The 19,568-nt window shown below is 69.0% G+C and carries 23 protein-coding genes; 16 read left to right on the top strand and 7 right to left on the bottom strand.

The features are described 5' to 3' along the window. The first annotated feature begins 111 nt into the window (after window positions 1-111). The 4 genes from WMF39_RS35680 to WMF39_RS35665 all read left to right on the top strand — a co-directional run bounded on the left by WMF39_RS35680 (window position 112) and on the right by WMF39_RS35665 (window position 7,846). Complete coding sequence (locus WMF39_RS35680) at window positions 112-2,559, top strand: family 43 glycosylhydrolase (protein ID WP_437740936.1); 2,448 nt, start codon at window positions 112-114, stop codon at window positions 2,557-2,559. Between the two features lie 905 nt (window positions 2,560-3,464). Next, entirely contained in the window at window positions 3,465-4,772 is a 1,308-nt protein-coding gene (locus WMF39_RS35675) for an ABC transporter substrate-binding protein (RefSeq protein ID WP_437740935.1), read from the top strand. A gap of 74 nt (window positions 4,773-4,846) precedes the next feature. Further along, window positions 4,847-5,977, top strand: a complete 1,131-nt coding sequence (locus WMF39_RS35670) for a substrate-binding domain-containing protein (RefSeq protein WP_437740934.1) — start codon at window positions 4,847-4,849, stop codon at window positions 5,975-5,977. A gap of 366 nt (window positions 5,978-6,343) precedes the next feature. Continuing rightward, window positions 6,344-7,846, top strand: a complete 1,503-nt coding sequence (locus tag WMF39_RS35665; protein ID WP_437740933.1) for a hypothetical protein — start codon at window positions 6,344-6,346, stop codon at window positions 7,844-7,846. Window positions 7,847-8,179: 333 nt separating this feature from the next. Here the strand turns inward: WMF39_RS35665 and WMF39_RS35660 are convergent, their stop codons facing one another. The 3 genes from WMF39_RS35660 to WMF39_RS35650 all read right to left on the bottom strand — a co-directional run bounded on the left by WMF39_RS35660 (window position 8,180) and on the right by WMF39_RS35650 (window position 9,621). Then, a complete protein-coding gene (locus WMF39_RS35660; RefSeq protein ID WP_437740932.1) occupies window positions 8,180-8,944 on the bottom strand; it encodes a DUF899 domain-containing protein in 765 nt (254 codons plus the stop codon). A gap of 303 nt (window positions 8,945-9,247) precedes the next feature. After that, window positions 9,248-9,469: a hypothetical protein gene (locus WMF39_RS35655; RefSeq protein WP_437740931.1), complete on the bottom strand. Its 222-nt coding sequence runs from the start codon at window positions 9,467-9,469 to the stop codon at window positions 9,248-9,250. Then, window positions 9,469-9,621, bottom strand: a complete 153-nt coding sequence (locus tag WMF39_RS35650) for a hypothetical protein (RefSeq protein WP_437740930.1) — start codon at window positions 9,619-9,621, stop codon at window positions 9,469-9,471. The genes WMF39_RS35655 and WMF39_RS35650 overlap by 1 nt, the downstream gene beginning before the upstream one ends. Between WMF39_RS35650 and WMF39_RS35645 the strand changes: the two genes are divergently transcribed. Together WMF39_RS35645 and WMF39_RS35640 are read left to right on the top strand one after the other, a co-directional pair. Then, window positions 9,620-9,754, top strand: coding sequence for a transposase (locus WMF39_RS35645; protein ID WP_437740929.1), 135 nt, complete (start codon window positions 9,620-9,622; stop codon window positions 9,752-9,754). The two genes, WMF39_RS35650 and WMF39_RS35645, sit on opposite strands and share 2 nt — an antisense overlap. A 32-nt stretch (window positions 9,755-9,786) precedes the next feature. Further along, window positions 9,787-10,590 carry a class I SAM-dependent methyltransferase gene (locus WMF39_RS35640; RefSeq protein ID WP_437740928.1) on the top strand — a complete coding sequence of 268 codons (804 nt, stop codon included), beginning with the start codon at window positions 9,787-9,789 and terminating at the stop codon, window positions 10,588-10,590. A 6-nt stretch (window positions 10,591-10,596) separates the two neighbouring features. On the opposite strand, the gene WMF39_RS35635 is transcribed toward WMF39_RS35640, so the two are convergent. Beyond that, a complete protein-coding gene (locus tag WMF39_RS35635; protein ID WP_437740927.1) occupies window positions 10,597-10,851 on the bottom strand; it encodes a hypothetical protein in 255 nt (84 codons plus the stop codon). Between the two features lie 178 nt (window positions 10,852-11,029). Here WMF39_RS35635 and WMF39_RS35630 point away from each other — a divergent pair, with 178 nt between their 5' ends. The 3 genes from WMF39_RS35630 (at window position 11,030) to WMF39_RS35620 (ending at window position 12,142) form a co-directional block, all read left to right on the top strand. Further along, window positions 11,030-11,158, top strand: coding sequence for a hypothetical protein (locus WMF39_RS35630; protein ID WP_437740926.1), 129 nt, complete (start codon window positions 11,030-11,032; stop codon window positions 11,156-11,158). A gap of 24 nt (window positions 11,159-11,182) precedes the next feature. After that, on the top strand, window positions 11,183-11,692 hold the full coding sequence (locus tag WMF39_RS35625; protein ID WP_437740925.1) for a DUF3291 domain-containing protein: 510 nt from the start codon (window positions 11,183-11,185) through the stop codon (window positions 11,690-11,692). 273 nt (window positions 11,693-11,965) lie between these two features. Beyond that, on the top strand, window positions 11,966-12,142 hold the full coding sequence (locus WMF39_RS35620; protein ID WP_437740924.1) for a hypothetical protein: 177 nt from the start codon (window positions 11,966-11,968) through the stop codon (window positions 12,140-12,142). 208 nt (window positions 12,143-12,350) lie between these two features. On the opposite strand, the gene WMF39_RS35615 is transcribed toward WMF39_RS35620, so the two are convergent. Then, window positions 12,351-12,770, bottom strand: a complete 420-nt coding sequence (locus WMF39_RS35615) for a peptidase inhibitor family I36 protein (RefSeq protein ID WP_437740923.1) — start codon at window positions 12,768-12,770, stop codon at window positions 12,351-12,353. A gap of 904 nt (window positions 12,771-13,674) precedes the next feature. Between WMF39_RS35615 and WMF39_RS35610 the strand changes: the two genes are divergently transcribed. Further along, window positions 13,675-14,133, top strand: a complete 459-nt coding sequence (locus WMF39_RS35610; RefSeq protein ID WP_437740922.1) for a hypothetical protein — start codon at window positions 13,675-13,677, stop codon at window positions 14,131-14,133. Between the two features lie 178 nt (window positions 14,134-14,311). On the opposite strand, the gene WMF39_RS35605 is transcribed toward WMF39_RS35610, so the two are convergent. Further along, the gene (locus WMF39_RS35605) at window positions 14,312-14,470 is read right to left on the bottom strand and encodes a hypothetical protein (RefSeq protein ID WP_437740921.1); all 159 of its coding nucleotides are present in this window, start codon (window positions 14,468-14,470) and stop codon (window positions 14,312-14,314) included. A gap of 22 nt (window positions 14,471-14,492) precedes the next feature. Between WMF39_RS35605 and WMF39_RS35600 the strand changes: the two genes are divergently transcribed. Further along, the gene (locus tag WMF39_RS35600) at window positions 14,493-14,714 is read left to right on the top strand and encodes a hypothetical protein (protein ID WP_437740920.1); all 222 of its coding nucleotides are present in this window, start codon (window positions 14,493-14,495) and stop codon (window positions 14,712-14,714) included. A gap of 121 nt (window positions 14,715-14,835) precedes the next feature. Here WMF39_RS35600 and WMF39_RS35595 read toward each other — a convergent pair whose 3' ends face one another. Continuing rightward, window positions 14,836-15,771, bottom strand: a complete 936-nt coding sequence (locus tag WMF39_RS35595) for a cupin domain-containing protein (protein WP_437740919.1) — start codon at window positions 15,769-15,771, stop codon at window positions 14,836-14,838. Window positions 15,772-15,786: 15 nt separating this feature from the next. Here WMF39_RS35595 and WMF39_RS35590 point away from each other — a divergent pair, with 15 nt between their 5' ends. The 5 genes from WMF39_RS35590 to WMF39_RS35570 all read left to right on the top strand — a co-directional run bounded on the left by WMF39_RS35590 (window position 15,787) and on the right by WMF39_RS35570 (window position 18,987). Next, the gene (locus tag WMF39_RS35590; protein WP_437740918.1) at window positions 15,787-16,296 is read left to right on the top strand and encodes a DUF4267 domain-containing protein; all 510 of its coding nucleotides are present in this window, start codon (window positions 15,787-15,789) and stop codon (window positions 16,294-16,296) included. Between the two features lie 35 nt (window positions 16,297-16,331). Beyond that, a complete protein-coding gene (locus WMF39_RS35585) occupies window positions 16,332-16,586 on the top strand; it encodes a DUF2871 family protein (RefSeq protein ID WP_437740917.1) in 255 nt (84 codons plus the stop codon). Between the two features lie 130 nt (window positions 16,587-16,716). Then, complete coding sequence (locus WMF39_RS35580; RefSeq protein ID WP_437740916.1) at window positions 16,717-17,439, top strand: hypothetical protein; 723 nt, start codon at window positions 16,717-16,719, stop codon at window positions 17,437-17,439. 76 nt (window positions 17,440-17,515) lie between these two features. After that, on the top strand, window positions 17,516-18,091 hold the full coding sequence (locus tag WMF39_RS35575; protein WP_437740915.1) for a hypothetical protein: 576 nt from the start codon (window positions 17,516-17,518) through the stop codon (window positions 18,089-18,091). A 230-nt stretch (window positions 18,092-18,321) separates the two neighbouring features. Then, on the top strand, window positions 18,322-18,987 hold the full coding sequence (locus tag WMF39_RS35570) for a superoxide dismutase family protein (RefSeq protein ID WP_437740914.1): 666 nt from the start codon (window positions 18,322-18,324) through the stop codon (window positions 18,985-18,987). Window positions 18,988-19,568: the final 581 nt, after the last annotated feature.

Genomic DNA, 19,568 nt, shown 5'->3' with positions numbered 1-19,568 from the left:
CGTTCACAGTGCGCCCGCGCTCGTCCTTTCGATCTGAAGACTGCACGGGTCGTCATGCGCACCCGCCAGAGATCCTTGTAGCCGGGATTGGCGACCAGAACGACTCAGGACATGACCATGAGAAAATACAGCGCTTTCATCACGGCGACGATCCTGATCGGGTCTCTGCCCATCTCCTGCGTAGAGGACGAGCGGGTAGAGCCCGTGGCGTATCCCCTGACCATCGAGGCGAAGGGGGACGGGACGACCGATCCGCCGCCTGGAACCTACCTGCACAGGGCCGGCACCGTGGTGACCGTGACCGCCAGACCCGCGCCGAGCGCCGACTTCGCGGGATGGAGCGGAGCGGCGAGCGAGGCGGACGACGTCGTGGAGATCACGGTGGACGGGAACAAGACCGTGACCGCCGCCTTCGAGACAGCGACCTGGTCGAACGAGCCCCAGTCCACCTACCTCAACCCGATCCTGCCCGGCGATCACCCGGACATGAACATCTATATCGAGGGGGACGATTTCTACATCACCGGCTCCAGCTTCAACATCTCACCCAACGTCGAGATCCTGCACTCGCGGGACCTCATCCGCTGGGAGCGCGTGTCGCGCGTCGTCGATCCGGCGTGGTCCGGCCTGGAGACCTCTACCTCGGCGGGGGGCGGGACGTGGGGCGGCTTCATCGTCAAGACCGACGCCGGCTACCGGGTCTACTTCGCCGTCAACTTCAACCAGTACTTCGCGGAGGCCGAGAGCCTGGCAGGGCCCTGGGGAGAGCCCGTCCACGTGGAGCCTGTGGGCCCCTACACGCCGCCTGGAGAGGACCCGGAGCTCGTGTCGTTCGACCGCGGGACCGGCTACGACGACTCGGTGTTCGTCGATGACGACGGGACCACATACCTGGTCGTGAAGGCCGGGCAGTGCAAATGGAACGGAGCGACGGGCGGCGAGGAGAACAACTTCGGCGTCAACCTCCTCCAGAAGATCGATCTCGAGACAGGGCAGCTCAGCGGCGAGTCCATCGATCTAAGCTTCGTCAACTGGGACGTGGAGAACGGGGGGTGCGGTGATCCCGCGGCCGACCCTGACAACGCGGTCGAAGAAAACTGGGCCGAGGGGCCCACGATGACGAAGCGCAACGGCTTCTACTATTACTTCGATTCGACCCACACGGGGTGCGGCGGCGAGCAGTACGGGTGGCGCTCGGCCACGCTGAGCAGCAATCCCGACGACTGGACGCCGCTGGGCAGCGTCCTCACGGGCGAGGCCCCGTTCAGCGGCGCGCAGCACAGCACCGCGCCGTTCCAGATCGCCGACGGGACGTGGTGGGTCTTCTCCCACTCGTACGAGTGCGACAACAACTGGCGTGGCCTGGGACGGCAGGGATTGCTCAGCCAGGTGACGTGGATCGACGACGAGAGCGGCGCCGGGGTCCCGGTCGTGAACGGCCGTCTTGGCGAGCCGGCGCCGGCTCCGGCGCTGCCGCCCAGCGACATCTCGTTCCTGCTGCCCGTCAACGACGAGTTCACCGGGGACGAGCTCGCGCCGGCCTGGACTTTTTACGGCAACATGCCGTCCGATCGCTACTCGGTCACCGATCGCGCCGGGTGGCTCCGGCTCAAGCCGGCAGCGGACGAGACGCGGTGGGTGGTCCAGAAGGACGCGTTGCACCAGAAGGCGATGATCGTGAGGATGGACTTCGCCCCCGAGGCGGAGGGCGACGCGGCTGGCGTTCGCCTGGGCAACGCCGTCCCGGAGCAGGATCTCACGGCGTTTGGGACCTGGGCCAAAGCCATCAGCCAGGAGGTGTCGGTGGCGCGCGTCCGGGCGGACGGCGACGACCGGATCCGCTTCTCGTTCCGGTCGGTCGTCCCTGTCCTGAACGCCGACGAGAGCGCCTATGAATCGGTGGACGCGACAGAGATCGGCTTCGATGCCCCGGCGCCGGCCGAGCGCACCCTCTGGCTGAAGCTGGTGCACGGCAAGGACCACGAGGCCACCGGCTGGTTCAGCACGGACCGTCTGACCTGGACCCAGGTGGGCGAGCGGATCGATATAAGCGCGCTCGAGGACTACGACACGGTCAACACAGGCTGGGTCGGCAGCCAGGCCGGCGTCTTTGCCAGGAGCGCGAGCGCTGACTTCGACCTGTTCACCTACCGCGACGGCTTCACCGCGATCGTGGCCGCGGAGCCGGACCAGGAGTCCGGCACCGAGGTTGTGTCGAGCCAGTCGGCAGGGCCGGTGCTGGGCGGCCTGGAGGACGGCGACTGGGCCATGTACGGCAGCGTCGATCTGGGCAGCGGCGGCGTGGCGTCGGCCGAGATCGAGCTGCAGGCCTCCAGCGCGAAGGGCGGCGCCGTCGAGGTATGGCTCGACCCGCTGGCGGGCGGCCGCCGCGTCGCGACCTGCGATGTCCCCGCCACCGGCGGCTGGGAGACCTGGACGACCGTGACATGCAAGGTGAGCGCCGCCGGCTCCCACGAGGTCTACCTGAAGGCAAAGGGCGGCTCTGGTGAGCTGCTGCGCCTCGCGTCGCTCCGCTTCGTGCCTGGGAAGAACGGATGAGCTCAGCGTAATGTAGACAAGATACCACAGCCGAGTGAAGTCGTTGGATCTGTCGGTTTTTGTAGGCGGATCAGTGGATCGTACTCTTGTATATTATGTCGACTGCCGGTCGTTGAACGAAGCCACCTTCGGCGGCAGCTTCCTTCGCCCACGTCGACCGGGTAGGCTGCCGTAGCTGGCCGCGCGTAGGCGGTGATGCCCAGCCGACACTCTTCCCATGCCGGCGGGGAGGGGGCACTGGACGAGCCACGTGGCAGGTCCTTGGGTGTCGACGGCTTCCGCAAACCACGACGGGAATACTGCCGCGGATTTTTTGGTACCCGCCCGGGTGCCCCGCTTGAGGTCTGCCCGCAGATCCCGCTGCTTCAGCAACTTCCCCGTATTTAAGAGCAAGGCGCATGCCGGTACTGGACCGGGCCTGGCTGCCCGGGCGGCGCGCGACGTGAGGATGGGCGTGCTGCCGCTGCTGGGCGAGGTGTGGAACTACCTCCGTGGCTGGTCCACCGCATCTGCGGCGCGCCGGGTCGGTGAGCCGGGCGGGCAGGGCCGTCCGGCGGATCGCATCCGGTTTTGGTGCTCACCTCGCCTGCCCGATACAGCGCTCCTCTCCCTCGCCGCGCTCAGTGTCCCTCCGTCCTCGCGCATGCGCTCACATCTCGGCCTGACAGCCGCGATCCACGGACAAACATCGCGATGCATGAGAACCGGCATTGGCCGGTGTGTTCTGTATTGCGTCGACGTGTGAGTCTCCGCTCCAAGACTCGTCGCTTGCGCTCATGTGCCCTTGACAGAACGAAGCTCGATATGATGGCGTATCCCGCGGGGGAAGAATGTACTTTCGGATGCTTGCCGCGCCGCATCGCCGCCGTCGAGCGGGCGTGTGCTCCGCGCCTCGCCGGCGGCGCATGCGCTGGCTGGAGACCGGGCTGGTCCTGGGGCTCGCGTCCCTCTTCTCCGCCTCATGCGCGCCGGAAGAACCCCATCACCCCGAGAATGCGATCGTCCTCGGGGCGCTCCTGCCCTTCTCCGGCAGCGAGTCGGCCATCGGCCGCAACCTCGAGCAAGCGATGTTGCTCGCGGTCCAGGATCTGAACGCCGCGGGGGGGCTCGACGGGAGACCGTTCCACCTCCGGAGCCGAGACAGCCACTCCAGCTCGGAGCGCGGGCTCGAGGAGCTGCTCAAGCTGCTCTACACGGATCAGGTCCGCTACCTGATCGGGCCGGAAGAGAACGGGCTCGCCCGCGAGATCGCGCGGGAGGTGAAGGCGCTCGACGTGTTCCACATGCTGCCGGGCTATGCCGCGCCCACCGTCGCGCGCAGCGACGCGATGGGAGGCTGGATGCGGCTCGCCCCCTCCTCGTTCGACGTCGGTTGCACGCTGGCGCGCATCGCCTTCGACGAGGGCATCGAGACCGTGAACAGCCTGGCCGCGGGGGACGACTACAACACCACCGTCAGCAGCGAGTTCACGACCCACTTCGCGGCGCTCGGGGGGAGGATCCTCCCCTCGGTGACGTTCACGTCAGGCCAGCAAACGTATACGAGCAAGATCGAGTCCGCCTTCGGCGCGAACGCCGGCCGGACGCTCCTGGCCTCGTATCCCAGCACCGGCTCGATCATCGTGACCGAATGGGCCGTCTCCGGGCGGCCGGGCACCTGGTTCCTCGGCCCTGCGCTGCGCACCGAGGTGCTCCTCGCCAACATCCCGACAGGCTCACTCGACGGATACGTCGGGGTCTCGCCGTCGCTCAGCGTGCGGAGCGAGTGCCGCACGATGGCCGAGGGCCAGCAGGTGGTCGGCTGCACGACCGAGAACGCCGCCGCCTTCATCGGGCACTTCTCCAGCTTCTGGGACGGCGAGGCGCCGCTGCCCGCGGCGCACTTCTATTACGACGGGGTCGTCCTCATCGCGATGGGCCTCGCGTACGCCCAGGCGAAGAGCGGGGCGATCCCGACCTCCGGACACGATCTGCACGAGATCATCCGCGAGCTCAACGACCCGGCCCACGAGGCGGCCTCGTGGCGCGACCTCCCGGCGGCGATGACCAAGCTTCGCGCGGGTATCCCGCTCCGCTACGTCGGCGCGGCCGCCGAGTACGAATTCGATGAGTACGGGGCGAACAGGCATTACTTCATGCAGCTGTGGACCGTCGACGGCGACGAATTTGTCGATCTCGCCCCAGTCGCCGTCAGCTGCTTCGGCGGGCGATGAGGCCGCCGCGCGATAGAGCTTCACGCGAGGTTGCTGCATACGATAGGACGAACCACGGAGCATAAGGGGGTATCATGAACAGGATTGGACGACGCTGGGTGGCGGCCTTCGGGCTCGCGCTGATGACGGCGGCATGCGGATCGGGCGACACCACCGGCGAGGGCGAGCACGCCTCGCCCATCAAGCGCGCGCCGACGCCCAACAGCGAGTTCACGGCGAAGGAGATCGAGGCGACGCTCGACGCGCTCGTCGCCGAGATCAACGAGGGCGCCATCGAGCCCATGCAGATGGCGATCCTGCTGAAGGAGCTCGGCGGGTTCTTCACGCCGATCACCACGGGGGCGAACCGAGCCATGGGCGAGCTCGGGGCCACGGGGAACGTGGTCGGGCCCAGTGGACCGGGGAGCGATCAGCAGCAGAGGGCGGAAGCCCAGGGGGAGCAGATTGGACAGGCGGTGGTGGACGGCGCCGAAGGGATCGGTGTCTCGCCCTTCGGCGACGCCATCGCGGCCGGCATCGATGAGGCCGTCGCCGGCGGGGTTCCTGTGGTGACGCTCGACACCGACGCGAAGGACTCGAAGCGTTCCATCTATGTCGGAACCATCAGCGAGTCGGCCGGCGTCACGGCAGGAGAGACCCTGCTCGCGTTGCTGCCCCCGGCGCCGGGCACGGTGGTGATCCACGGCGCCGACGACCCGTCCTGGGTCGACGGGATGAATCGAATGCTGGGGGCTCGGCGCGTCCTCGAGGCCGCCGATTACACGGTCGTGGTGCGTCCGATCACCTGGTCCCCGCCGGGGGAGGTCGCTGACGTCGAGGCGATGAAAGCCCAGATCGAGACCGCGGACCCGCCCGTCGTGGGGTTGCTCGGCCTGCACAACGTCTCGTACCGGTGCGCGATGGCCACGGAGGCCGCGGGCGCGACGGAGCTCCCCGTCGTCGCCTTCGACTTCGAGCCGAAGACCGTCGAGTACATGCGCCAGGGGCTCATCAAGGCGACTCACGCCCAGCGGCAGTATTATGCGGGGTACCTCGTGCCCTACATCCTCTACGGCATCAAGATCGTCGGTCTCGACGCGACCAAGGCGATGCTCGCCCCTCGGATGGTCGACGAGAGCCGGCTCAACGTCGGCCTCGACGTGGTTCCGTGGGACAAGATCGACGAGTACAACGCCTTCCTCGATTCGATCGGCGTGACTCAGTAGCGCGGTGCCGTAGCACGAGGAAGACCACGAGCCCTCTGCGCGCCACGTCGTCAAGGTCGACTGGCGCACGCTGCTCGCCGCGTTCACGGGGATCGACCTGTCCATCTGTCCTCGCTGCGGTCAGGCTGCGATGGCTCGCCGCCCGCTGCCGCCTTGCGCGCGACGGGTCCGGTTCGAGCGAACCCGGCGCAACTTGCGCAAGACCACCTCAACCTGATCCCGCGTTTGGCGGAAAAGCCTGGCTCATCCCGCTGGCACGCCGCTTGATATGCGGCCAGCGCGCGGCCGCGCGGCGGGCCCTTGGGGGTGCGCGCGCAGCCGCCTCGCCGGCACCGACCGGGCCGGCACGAAAGGACGCGTTTGCCTATGCAGACCTTCGGCAAATATCTCGCCCTCGCCCTCGGCGGCGCCGCGATCGTCGTCGCGTGCAGCGCTTCGCCCGACTCCGATCCGCCCGAATTCCTCGAGCCGTATAGCGCTGCAGCGAAATGCGAGGATTGCGAACCGCCGCCCCCCCCCGAGTGCACGCCCAGCTGTGCGGGCAAGGTGTGCGGGGCGTCCGACGGCTGCGGCTGGAAGTGCAGCACCGGCTCCTGCCCGGCGGGCACGACCTGCGGCGGCGGCGGCGTGGCCTACCAGTGTGGGTGCACGCCCCAGTGCTCGGGCAAGACGTGCGGGGCGCCCGACGGCTGCGGCGGCATCTGCACCGGCGGCTCGTGCCCGGCGGGCCAGGCGTGCGGCGCGTCGGGCGTGCCGGGCCAGTGCGCGACGCTGCCGGTTGGGCAGGGGGTCGAGTGCTTCGTGTTCAACGACGGCGCCACCGAGTTGGCCGGGCCGACGCAGGCGCTCTACTTCCAGCGTGACGGCAAGGTGTGCATGCCCGACGGCACCCCGGGCGGCACCTGCCGCAAGTGGTTCGGCAACTGCCGCACCACCGACCCGAGCCACACGCCGGTGCTCTTCTCGGTCTTCAACGACGGCAGGGCCGACATGACGAGCCCGTCGGGTGCGGTGTACCTGACGTCGAACCTCAAGGCGTGCATACCCGACGGCACCCCGACCGGCACCTGCCGCGAGTGGTTCGGCGCCGCAACGCTGCCCGACGGGCGCCCGATCGAGTGCCGTCTGTTCGAGGACGGCGGCGCGCAGAAGACCAAGGTCACGGACGACGACATGTTCATGAGCGGCCTCCCGAAGGTCTGCTTCGACAACGGCACCGGGTACACGTACGGCAAGTGCCGCAAGTGGTTCGGCGAGTGCATGGTGGCCGGCTGCGGCGACGGCGCGTGCAACAACGGCGAGACGCCGTCGAGCTGTCCGTCCGACTGCAAGTGCGGCGACGGGATCTGCAACGGCAACGAGTGGTGTGGCAACTGCGCGACCGACTGCGGCTCGTGCTGCGGCAACCACGCCTGCGAGCCTAGCCTCGGCGAGAGTTGCAGCACGTGCTCGACCGACTGCGGCTCGTGCTGCGGCAACGGCGCCTGTGACAACAACGAGACGTGCGACAGCTGCTCGAAAGACTGCGGCGCGTGCGCTCCGAAGACGTGCTCGGGGCAGACGGCCGGGTCGGGGGCGCAGCACTTTGCTGTGAACGTCGAAGAAGTCTACGCGGTGGGCGGCGCACAAGTCGTCGGCTGCCTGGTCGCGACCCCGGTGTACCTCGCCAACTCGCTGGGCGAGGCCGAGCTGTGCGGGCATAACGCCTACCCCGGCTACAACATCACCACGAGCGGCACGCCCGCGCAGTACGTCTACCACAGCGACCCGACCTACTGCACCGCCTACTATCCTTATGCGACGTCGTCGTCGAAGGCGGACTGGTGCGGGTGGGCGCATGGCTACCCGTACGAAGGCCCTTGCCCCTGAAGCGCCGGTAGGGCGCCCGCGCGGCGCCCTGCGGGCCGGCATCGTCGAGGGCGTCGGGGGAGCGGTGGTCGACCTCGGCGACCGCGAAATCCCGTGCTGACGCGCGACGCTGCGGGGGCCCCATCCACGGCAGGGGAGACCCTGCTCGCGATGCTGCCTCCGGCGCCGGGTACGGTGGTGATCCACGGCACCACCGATCCGACCTGGGCCGATGGCATTGCTCGAACTCAGGCTGCCGAGGGCGTGTTCACATGTCCAGCGGCAGTACTATACGGGGTACCTCGGGCCCTACATCGTCTAAACCAGGGGTACGATGTTCACCCGCGCCTTGGCTCAACGCTGGTCGTACTCGTCGTGGCGGCGGAACCAGATGCCCGTCTCGTTGCGCCCTTTGGGTGCGCGGTCGAGCCACTGGTACATGCCCCAGAGACCGTCCAATCCGCGCGCATAGGCGGAATAGGTGTGGTAGAGGACGCCGTCCTTGAGCACGAACGCGCTCAGGCCCGGCCTGTCGAGCGAGTAGGTGGGCGCGTCGGTCCCGGTCATGGCCGCGGACTGGGCGACGGGCAGCGGGACCGGTGTCGCGTCCATCGCGTGGCCGGCGCGCTCGAAGTTGTATTCGACGGTCCCCTCGCGCTGTTGCTCCTCGGTGAACGCGACGTTGAAGTCGAAGTTGAAGCGGCCGTCGCCCGATGACGCCCAGGGGAACGTCCACCCCATCCGCCGCTTGTACGCCAGGAGCTTCGCGAGCGGCGCCCGCGACACCGCCGAAAGCGTGACGTCGTGGTTCGCCAGGTGGACGGCGATGCCGTTGAACCCGTCCGCGATCGCCGAGCAGGACACACAACCCGCCTTGTAGTCGGGCCCGAACATGAAATGGTAGACGATGAGCTGCGAGCGCCCTCGGAAGAGCTCTGCCAGCGAGGCGCTGCCTTCCTCGGTCTCGAATCGGTACTCCTTGTCGACCCGGACCCACGGCAGCTCCTGACGCCGCCGCGAAAGCTCGTCGCTGCGCCGCGTGAGCTCCTTCTCCGCCTCGAGCAGCTCGAGCCGCGCGGCCAGCCACTCTTCACGTGTCCCGGTGATGTGCGTCGTCATCGCTCTTCTCTCCCTTGGGTGTCCATCGTCGCTCGTACCGTTCTCGATACGACGTGCTGGTTTTTGGTCGTGAGAGATGTAGGACCGGGCATCGAGCCGCGGGAGTAACAAGTGTGTCGGGATTGCACGCGACGGCGGACACGGGCTGCGGCAGGCGCGGGAGAGCTTCGAGGCGAGCGCGGCAGAGGGCAGGGGCTATGTGGAGCTCAAGGGCGCGACGCACTTTCTCCACGGGCACCGTCAGGCGGCGGCGGGCCTGATCGCCTGACGTGATGGACCGTCGGCGTCGCCAGGCAGGGCATCTCACCTTTGAATGAGGTGTTTCAAATCGTCCTGGAGCGTCGCGTGGACGTGCGCGATCGTCTTGCCGCGGAGGCGCGCCTTCGTCGCCTCGAACGCCGGACGCGCGAGGCTCGAGAGCTTCGCCGCTTCCTCCTTGGCCCGCGCGAGCACCGCCTCGGGGGGCACCAACGCATCGAGATACCCCACGCGTACGGCCTCGTCTGGAGCGTAGATCTGCGCCATCAGCGTCGCTCGCGCGAGCTCCGTGCGCGCGAGGCGATCACGCGCAGATCGAAGCCGGCGCAGAACCGATCCGGCCGGCCGGCGACGACCATCGCGCTCGCCTCCTCTTCGGCCCTCGAGAGGGCCCCGAGCAGAGACTTGGCGCTCGGCATGATCGAGCGCGCCGTGCGCGACGGGATCCCCGGCGACATCGTGCTCGCCGACGCCTTCTACGGCAACGCCCATGAGTTCCGGGAGACCGTGCGCCAGGCGCCCCTCGGGCGGGCGGCCGAGCGCGGTCCTTGAAGCGCCGCGGCGGCGCCCCCATCATCGCGGCCGTGCGACGTGTACAGCTCGTGGAGCTCGAGGATCTCCCCTGGATGCCGGCCGCGATCCGCGACGGCGGCACCGACTTGCTCGACTTCGGCGTCGACCGCATGGGCTTCTACCGTGGCGTCGTGCCGAAGCTCGCCGCGCTCCTCGACCGGACGTCCCGCGCCGAGGTCGTCGACGTGTGCTCGGGCGGCGGCGGCGGCGCGCTCCAGGCGATCCGCGCCCTCCGCAGCGAGCGGCGCGTGGACGTCCGGTTCACCCTGACCGATCGGTACCCGAACGAGGCGGGCCGCGCGCGCGTGGCCGCGCTCGCCGACCCGAAGGTCGTCTACCGCGCGGAGCCGGTCGACGCTCTCGCGGTCCCGCCCGAGCTCGACGGCCTTCGCACGATGTGGGGCGCGCTGCACCACTTCCCGCCCGAGGCCGTGACGGCGCTCGTCGCCTCGATCGTCCGCGACGGCAAGCCCTTCGGCTTCTTCGACCTTGCGGCGTCGCCGATGTTGCGGCGGATGCCGGTCGTGTTCGCGCCGCTCGCGATGGGGTTCAACATGGCGGTGCTCTTCGCGGGCTCGCTCGCCGCGATGCCCTTCGTGCGCCCGCGGCGGGCGTCGCGCTTCGCGCTCACGTACGTCGCCCCGCTGATCCCGGCGCTCTTCGCGTGGGACGGCACGGTCTCCGCGCTGCGCGCCTACACGCCCGACGAGCTCCTCTCGATCGCGCGCTCGGTGCCCGGGAGCGACGGGTACGCGTGGGACGCGGGGGTCTCCGGATCGGCGCTCTACTTCACGGGATGCCGGCGGGGGGCGTGACGGGGCTCATTTTCCCGCCTTCATCTCGATGCCCCTCGGGTTTTTCGGAGCATAACAAATCAGCTCCGGGTGCTCGTCCTTCATGTTCGCCTTCACGTGCGCAATCACGGCCTCGCCCTGCTCCTTGCTCTTCACCGTGACCCCGATGCGCCGCCCGCCCTCGTAATACTCCACGAGGCCGATCTCGGCGACGGCGGGGAACGTGGAGAGCGCCTTCCGCGTCGTGGGGAACGTGAATTTCGCGTCGTTTTGCAGGGCCACGTCATAGAGCTACACGAACGGGGTCTTGCAGTAGGTCTCCGCCTCTCCGGCGCTCCACTCGCGGAGCGCGCGCCGAAGGTGGTTGCCGCGGACGGGAAGGCCGAGGGACGGCCAGCCTCGCCCACTGGCCGACCGCGGGTGGGCGGCGGTCGAGGCGGGGCGCGCCGCGCGCGCCGCGGTGAACAGGCGGCTCCGCGCGCTGCTCGGCGAGGAGCAGGTTGGCGCGCTGCTCGCGTCGCTCCAGCGCATCGCGGAGCGCACGGGAGGGCTCGAGCTCCTGTCCTCACGGCGACTCCGCCAGCCGTAGGCTCCGCGATGGTATACTCCCCGGATGCCGTCCCACCACCTCGCTCAGGTCAACATCGCCTTGCCGCTGGAGCCGCTCGACTCGGCGCGGCTGGCCGATTTCGTGTCGGCGCTCGCCCCGGTCAACGCGCTGGCCGACGCCGCGCCAGGGTTCGTGTGGCGGCTGCAGGGCTACGGCGGCGACGCCACCGGGGTGCGGGCGTTCGGCGACGACCAGATCCTCGTGAACATGTCGGTGTGGGAATCGGCAGAGGCCCTGTCCGACTTCGTCTTCCGCAATCCGGAGCACGCCGCCGTGATGCGCCGCCGCCGGGAATGGTTCGTCCCGATGAAGGAGGCGATCACGGCGCTGTGGTGGGTCCCGGCCGGGCACATCCCGACCGTCGCCGAGGCCGAGGAGCGGCTCGAGCACCTGCGCCGGCACGGCCCGACGCCCCGCGCGTTCACCTTCCGCCACCTATTCCCCGCGCCCGACGCGCCGGTCGCCGCCGTTCCCGCTCCCGTGGACGATTCGCCGCGCTGCCCTGCCGGCTGAGCCGCGGGTCGATTCCGATCCTCGTAAACCCCTCTTCCAGAAGCTGTCCTGTCATGACGCTGACCTCCGCGAGCCGCGCCTCGTGCGATGGCGACCTGGAGGCAATGGAGCCCCAGTCGGTCAGGCTGAGGGCGACGAGCTCCCGGAAATCGGGGTCATCGTCGATGATCAGCACGCGGTTTCGCAGCATGTTCCCTCCGCTAGCTAGCGTCGGAGTTCCAGCGAGAAGACCATGAGGTCATCGGGGCTCCGCTCGATCCAGAATCTCGCGCCGTGGAGCCGGGCGATCCCCTGGAGAAAGCGTTGGACGGCGGTCACCATCCGGCGGATGCGCGGCGCGATCGCGCGGTGCATGGCGAGGCCGAAGAGCGACGCCGCCGTGACGCCGCTGAGGCCGGCGGCCAGGAAGAAGAGGAGGATGAGCCGCCTGTTGCGCTCAGCGTGGTGTAGACAATATACCACAGCCGAGTGAACTCGTTGGATCTGTTGGTTTTTATAGGCGGATCAGCGGATCGTACTTTTGTACGTTATGTCGACTGCCCGTCGTTGGCGGGAAATTCTTGACAGGTCGGAATGGCTTTGCGCGGGCTATCCTCCGCCCCCCCGGGCGCGTCAGGCGATGGCCGCGATGCCCATCGCCTTTCGCCCGATCATGGCGTCAGAAGACGTAGACGCTCTTGGGGATGAACGGCAGCGGGCTCAGGCCGCTCTCCGCGTAGATGGGGTACGGGTAGCCGATGCAGTCCTCGTTCTGGAACATCGCGGCGCCGACGCCGTTGGTGTTGTAGGCAGAGTGTGCCCTTCCCTCCCAGCCGTGCTCCGGAAGGTTGACGCACGTGCCCACCTGCGGGTCCAGCGCCCGGACGTTGAAGATTTCCCCGCCGTAGTCCTCCTCCTCGAAGAGGCAGAGGACGCTGTCGAACGGGCAGGGAACGGGGTCCTCCTCCTGCGCCGAGGCTACCTCGGGAAGCAGCAGGCCTGCCCCCGCGAGGAGGCCGGCGCCCACCAGGGCACGCAAGCCCAGGGAGCGGGACGGAGTGAAACGACGGAGGTTCTGAACGTACTCGAGCCAGTGCATGTGTACTCCTCCTCCTGCCCACCCATGGGCAGGTACTGCGAGCCACCAAGCGCCCGAGGCCATTCACGCATTCCCGGCCTTCGGCTGTTGTTGACAGGATGTGACATGAAAAGCACGCGGGCTCGCATGTTCCTGGAAATATCTCGTCCTGACGGATGGCGGCCTCATCGACATGGAAGCCCTCGGCAAAGATTCACCATGTAGGCCAGAAGGGGCGGCGCGTGAACTTCTACAGGTTCATTGGCTTCACCGGCCGCACGAAGCCCCGCAGGGGGAAGGCATCATGGGAACGTGGGTGCGCCGGGATAAACCGGTACGGAGATGGGTTTGCAAAAGACCTACATCGAAGGCGTAGCGAGCCGCGATGGCCCCGAGTCATGCGCAGGCATCCGCGAGGAGGTCGGCGAAGCGTTGACAGGGATACGCGCAGACAGGGACATTGAGCCGCGAAATCACATCGATCGGGGTGCCGACGCTGTCCACGTAAGCGGAAGGCCACACGACCAGGAGCGCCAGCGCGAGCTTCTGGGCGACCCCGCGCGGTCGAAGACCCCGCGCATGTGCGGACTCTCCGTGCGCGAGAACCGGGAGGTCCCCTGGCCTCCGGCCCTCGATAGCGAGGCCGGACGCAAAGGGAAGGCCAAGGCCATAAGCCGACGATGAACGGCCAGGGGACGTCAGACAGGCCCGTAGTGTGCGCTGGGCAGCGCGCTGATCAGGAGGGTTCAAGTCCCTCCGGGTGACCCCAGGAGGACTCGCTACGTCTCCGGGTGGCACGGGGGAAAGCAACCCTATAAGCGCGAGCGACGTGGGAAGCGATGCGCGGCGAGTCGTCGGACGGACGGGTAGTACCACAAGCGCGGTGACAGCCGCGTGACCGAGAGATGGGAAGAAGGTCCACTCATTGATTGACAAGGTGTACAAACGGAAGATCCTTGAGATCGCCTGGAAACGCGTCAAAACGAACCGCGGAAGCGGAGGCGTTGACGGGGAGAGTGTTGATGCATTTGCCGAGCAGCTCGATGAGCGGCTCGACCAGCTTCATGCCGAACTCCGCACCAATACCTACCGCCCGAGGCCGGTAAACCAGACGCCTATCCCGAAGGCCGGTAAGCCGGACGAGCATCGCTTGTTGGGCATCCCGACGGTTTACGATCGGGTATGCCAGCAAGCGCTGCTTCAACGCTTGGAACCGATGATTGTTCGGGACGTCTTGCGTATCCAGAACCGACTCAACGTGCAGGCCGCGGTTGGCATCGAAGCGAACGACGAGGAGGGGCGCGAACGCCTCTGCCGCTACTGCGCCCGGCCGAGCTTCGCCCTCGATCGCATCTCGCAACTTTCGGACGGGCGCATCGCGTAGCCTGCCGCGGAAAGCAAGGCGCTCCCGCCGACCGAGCGCCCGGCAGCCCCGGCTCGTCGGTCGGGAATGGCGGCAACTCCAGCACCGGGGGCGGCTCGTCGGTCGGGAATGGCGGTTCCGCCTCGACCGGGAGCGGCTCCGGGCCGGCGACGGCCGGCGCGATCGCGCTCTTCAGGAATCAGTTCCCCGAACCGTCGAACGAGTCCGAGAGCAGCTCCTCCGCCGGCGGCGGGCCGGGCACTTCTCCGAACGATCTCTTCATCATCTTCGGCGCCCCGGTGAGCTCCTGCGCGGATCCATCCGGGACCATCGGCTGCGGCAACTGGCAGCTGGGCATCAGCATTCCCCCTGCGCTGCAGGTGCCCGGCATCATTGATCTGAGCGCGCCGGAGGTGTTGTTCTCGTCCTACGCTGTGAGCCGCCCTGACAGGGGCGACTGCTGGTGGGGCGAAGGCTCCTTCAGGTCCGGCACGATGGAGATCGTGAGCATCGACGCCGCGGAGGTCGTGGTCCGGCTGAGCGGCACCGATACCCACGACATCGACGCCAACGGCGAATACACCGCAGCTCGATGCCCCTGACGTCGCTGGCTCCGTGACGGAGAAGAATCCTCTCGTCGAGGGTCTGGCGATTCCCAAGCGAACGAGACGTCCGCTCATTTCGATCTACGTCACGAGCTGATCGACGTTCCTGCGCGGTGATTCAGCCGTGCGCGGCGCGCAGCTGCGCGCGGACAGCCGACGGCGTCGCCCCGGTCTCGCGCCGAAACGCGCGCTGAAACGCCTGCACCGTGGCGAACCCGACCGCGTGGGCGATCTGCTGGTTCGACAGCGTCGTCTCGCGGAGCAGGCGGCGCGCGTGCTCGGTGCGCAGCGTCGCCCGGTACGCCATGGGCGGCGCGCCCGTGGCCTCGAGGAACCGCCGGGCGAGCGTGGCGCGCGAGACGCCCACCGTTCGCGCCAGGGTGTCGACGCCCCACGCGCGCGCCGGGTCGTGCACGAGCTCGGCGATCGCGCGGGCGACGACGACGTCCTGCGTGGCGCCGAGCGCGGCGAGCTTCGCGGGCTCACGGTCGGCGAGCAGCCGCACGAGCTCGATGAGGATGAGCTCGAGCCAGCGACGGCGAGCCAGCCCCGCCCCCGGGCGCGTCTCGCGCAGCTCGCTCCGCAGGCGCGCCAGCGCGTCGGCAAACGAGGGCCGCGCCTCGATGGCCCGCGCGCCGGCGTGGATCACCGTCGGCAGGACCTGCAGCAAGGGGGCAAGCGCGTCGTGCTCGAACCGGAACACGCCGCACAGCGCGTGCGCCGTGGTGGCGCCGCGGCCGAGCACGCGCTCGCCGTCCTCCTCTCGCGAGACCTCGAGCCACCGGTCGAGGAGCACGGGCTTCGCCCTCGCGTCGCCGTGGTCGACGCGGTGCCCCACGTTCGGTCGCACCAGCGCCACGTCGCCCTGGTAGAGCGAGACAGCCTCTCGCCCGGCGCGCAGCACGCAGCTCCCCTCGGTCACGTGGTGGAGCACCAGGATCGGACGCGCCGGAAGCTCGAGCGCCCAAGCCCCTCGCGCAGCGGTCCGGCAGACGAGCTCGGACGAGAGTTTTGCCAGGAAAAATCGGCTCGATAGCGGGTCATCCTGGTACATGGAGCGAGCCTAGCGATGATCCAGAACGCGCGCAACGTGAGCGTCTGGGGACATTCGTTGCGCGCGCCGGCCATCGCGGGCGCGTCCGCCGAGGGCTACATCCAGCCCATGAACAACGCCACCATCGCTTCCTCCGCCTCGTCCCTCCCGTCGCGCCGCCTCGGCGGCGCGGGCATCGCCACGCTGCTCACCGGCCTCACGCTGTGCTTCATCGGCGCGCGCTTCCTGGTTGTCCCCGGCACCGCGGCTGCGGCCTTCGGCGTGCCGCTCGCTGGTCTCGCCGCGTACGCTGTCGCCAAGGGAGCGCGCGACCTCTCCGTCGGCGCCTTGCTCATCGCCTTCACGCTCCTTGGCGAGCGGCGCGCCGCGGCGCTCGCGCTGCTCCTCGGCTCCGTGATCCCCGTCGTCGACGGAGCCATCGTGCTCGCGTGGCGCGGCGCTCACCCGGGCTACCTCGCGATCCACTGGGGCACCGCCGTGTTCTGCATCGCGCTCGGCGTGCTGCAGCTCCGCCGCCGTGCGTGACCCTACCAGGTGCTTGAAGGAGTCCCACCGGGGCGATGGTTGATCACATCACGTACTTCTTCTGGTTCTACAACGCGGGGGTCGCGATCACTGTGCGCATGATGGGCGTCCACGGCATCGCGACCGTGCTCGGCTACCACGTGCCGGAGGCCGTGCCGTGGACCGCGGGGGTGGGCCACATCCTGCTCACGGTCGGGCTCATCCTGCTGTTCGTCCTGCTCGGCAAGCGCCTCGCCGAGCCCGTGAAGCCGGGGAGCGCGGAGTCGGAGCCCGCGAAAACCTCGGCCTGAACCGTCGTTCTTGGGCCTTTTCGTGCCACGCGCATCCCCGAGCGCCAGCCCGCGCTGGTGGCCCGCGCCGTTCTGCCTTTCGTGATCCGGCCGGCTCGTCCTAGCCTCCCCGCTCCGGGACGTGTCGGGGATGCTGCGCTCGTTCGACTACGTCGGCGCCTCGGCGCTCCGGGACAACCGCGTCCGGCCGGGGGACGTCGCGGTGCTCAAGCCGTGGACCGACGCCTGGGTGGCCTGGGTCTCCGCGAGCTACCTCGCGGGCTACCTGGAGACGATCGCGCGCGCACAGGCCACCGCAGAGGCGCGGACCGACGAGACGGCGCCGTTCGTGCCCGCAAACGACGCCGACACGGTGCTCCTGCTCGACTTCTACATGCTCGAAAAGTGCATCTACGAGGTCAGCTACGAGCTCAACAACCGGCCCGACTGGCTGGACATTCCGCTGCGGTCGCCGCCTGCAATATCGGGGCGCTCGCCTATCGGATCGGCGACGCGCCTGCTGCCGTGCGCTGGTTGTCGCTCTGCAAAGAGATCATGCGGCCGCCGAGCACGCGAGGAGCGCGACCTGTACGCGTCGCGGATCTTCGACCTGGCGCGCGCGCGCCAGCTCGTCGGCGAGCTCCGCATCGTCATCCCTGCCGGGGCTACCTGCGCCATCGACGGCGAGCAGGTCGCGGTCGAGCGCGACAAGCCCATTCCCGTCGACGCGGGGCGCCACGCCGTGGTGGCGACGCTGAACGGCGCCGCCGTCCGGGTCGAGGCCGCCGGCACGCTCGGGTTTGCGCTCTTCACACACCCGCGCGCCGAGATCACCGCGTCCACCACCGGCATGACGCTCCGCGGGGTGTGGTGATCCTGGTCCCCCGCTGAGCGCGCCGGCGCGCTGGACGAAGCGGGATGCGCCGTTATCCTCGAGGGCTGGTGGGGCGATGATCCGGCTGGAGCTCGCAGGCGCGCACACGCGATTGCACTCGACCTTGTGCGGCGCATGCCCGCAGGGGGCGACCGGCTGCTGCGCCAGCCCGCCGGGGGTCGAGTGGTCGGACATCGGGAGGATCGTGTCGCTCGGCGGCGCAGGCTGGCTCCTCGCTCAGATGACGGCAGGCAACCTGCGCCCCGGTCGGCGCGGCCTGCTCATCCTGCGCGTCGAGCCCCAGGGCAGCGACGGCCACGCGCTGCCGAAGAGGTGTGCTTTCCACGGTCCCGAGGGCTGCACCATCCCGCCGCAGCGGCGCGCGGCGACGTGCAATTACTATGTCTGCGACGACGCCTTCGCGCACGGGGGCGAGCCTCGCGGCGCCCCTGAAGCGCTGGCCGGCCGCAGGGCCCATGACGCGCTCGTGGACCTCTATGGGGGCTGGGATCTCGAGCTCGCCGATCGCATCCGTGCAGGCTGGCCAGACGGCCCTCCCTGGACCCAGGATTTTCTCGCCTGGCTCGGTCGAGAATACAATCGTCTCGCTGCCAGGGCAGCCTCCTCCACGCCGGCGCTGAGGGCTGGATAGCCCCGCCGCGCGCGCCGGAACGCCGAGACGGAGCAGCAGGATCACATTTTTCGATAATCGGTGCAATTCCGTTGCCGAATAGGTGCTCGATGCGAAATTTTTTTGACGTAGCTGCTTGGACGCTCGCCGTGTTAGGACATCCTCGTGCCCTTGATGGCTTGGTGGCGTCCGGGGGGCAACTGCCTGCCCGCTCGGGTCGCGCCGAGAAAAGGAGACTTATGTCACGGTGGTTGAAGCTCTCATTGGTCGCCCTTGGCGCCAGCGCTCTCTTGGCCGCGTGCGGGGATGACGGCGACTCGCCCGCTGGTTCCACCAGCACGTCGAGCGGCGCGAGCACGTCGTCCACGACCGGCTCGGGCGGCGGTGATGGCGGGAACGGCGGCGGCGGCGGCGACGGCGGCGGCGGCGACGGCGGGAACGGCGAGGGCGGGAACGGCGACGGCGGGAACGGCGGCGGCGAGGGCGGGAACGGCGGCGGCGACGGCGGGAACGGCGGCGGCGCGTCCCTGCGGGCCGAGGCGGAGATCCAGGGGTTGAACTCGAGCGGCCTGACCGGGGCCGCGGCCTTCACGCAGGTCGGAGAGGAGGTGACGCTCACCATCACGCTGTCAGGCTGCCCTGCCGGCGAGCACTCTGCTCACATCCACGAGAACAAGAGCTGTGGCAGCAACGGTAATGATGCGGGCGCCCACTGGGTGCCCAACGGCGAAGGACTCGGCAGCTTCGCGTGCGATGCGAGGGGCCAGGGCACGCAGACGGTCAAGCGCGGGACCGGCGTCTGGACCGTCGGCGACGGCGCGGACACCGACGTGACGAAGTACGCGATCGTCGTGCACGCCGCGGCAGACCCGGCCGCGGGCGGCCGCATCGGCTGCGGCCTCATCGAGCTGGAGTAACCCTCCGCGGAGCTCGTCTATCCGGACCCGCCGGGGGGCGCATCGGCCCCCGGCCGGCGCGCTCTCCCTGGGCTCGGGGCCGCTCGCGCCGTCCGTACACACTCAGCGTGGGACTCGGCCGCGCCGGATAGGGCGCTCCAGACACGAAAACCGCCATGGCGCCACGCGCGCCAAGAGAACCGAGATGATCCTCTTCTTGGCGTCCATGGCGCCATGGCGGTTCAATCTCTCCTCGCAGGAGCACCGCGAACCAGAGCGCAGCGCGGGCTTCCCGGGGCTGTCTATCTGGAGGATGTGCTCGCGTGTCCGTGCGGTGGGCGCCGGCGGCTCGTCGCCGACATCGGTCAACGTGCGCAGCGCGAAGCCATCGTGGCGATCGTGACCCATCTCGGCATCCCCACCGAGCCGCCGCCCATCGCCAGGGCCAGAGACCCGACGAGGCGGAGGCGCTCGTCGACGAGCTCGACGACGAGTCGCTCGAGGAAGCGGTGGCCGAGCTCCACGTACTCACAGGCATGACGACCTGGGCTTCTGCGGCGGGTGGGTGCGCTCCGCGCCCCCGTCGTGCCGCCCCCGCGAAT

The organism is Sorangium sp. So ce1504, from assembly GCF_051521635.1.
Classification (GTDB): domain Bacteria; phylum Myxococcota_A; class Polyangia; order Polyangiales; family Polyangiaceae; genus Sorangium; species Sorangium cellulosum_B.
This window is presented reverse-complemented; position numbering and strand designations above follow the sequence as displayed.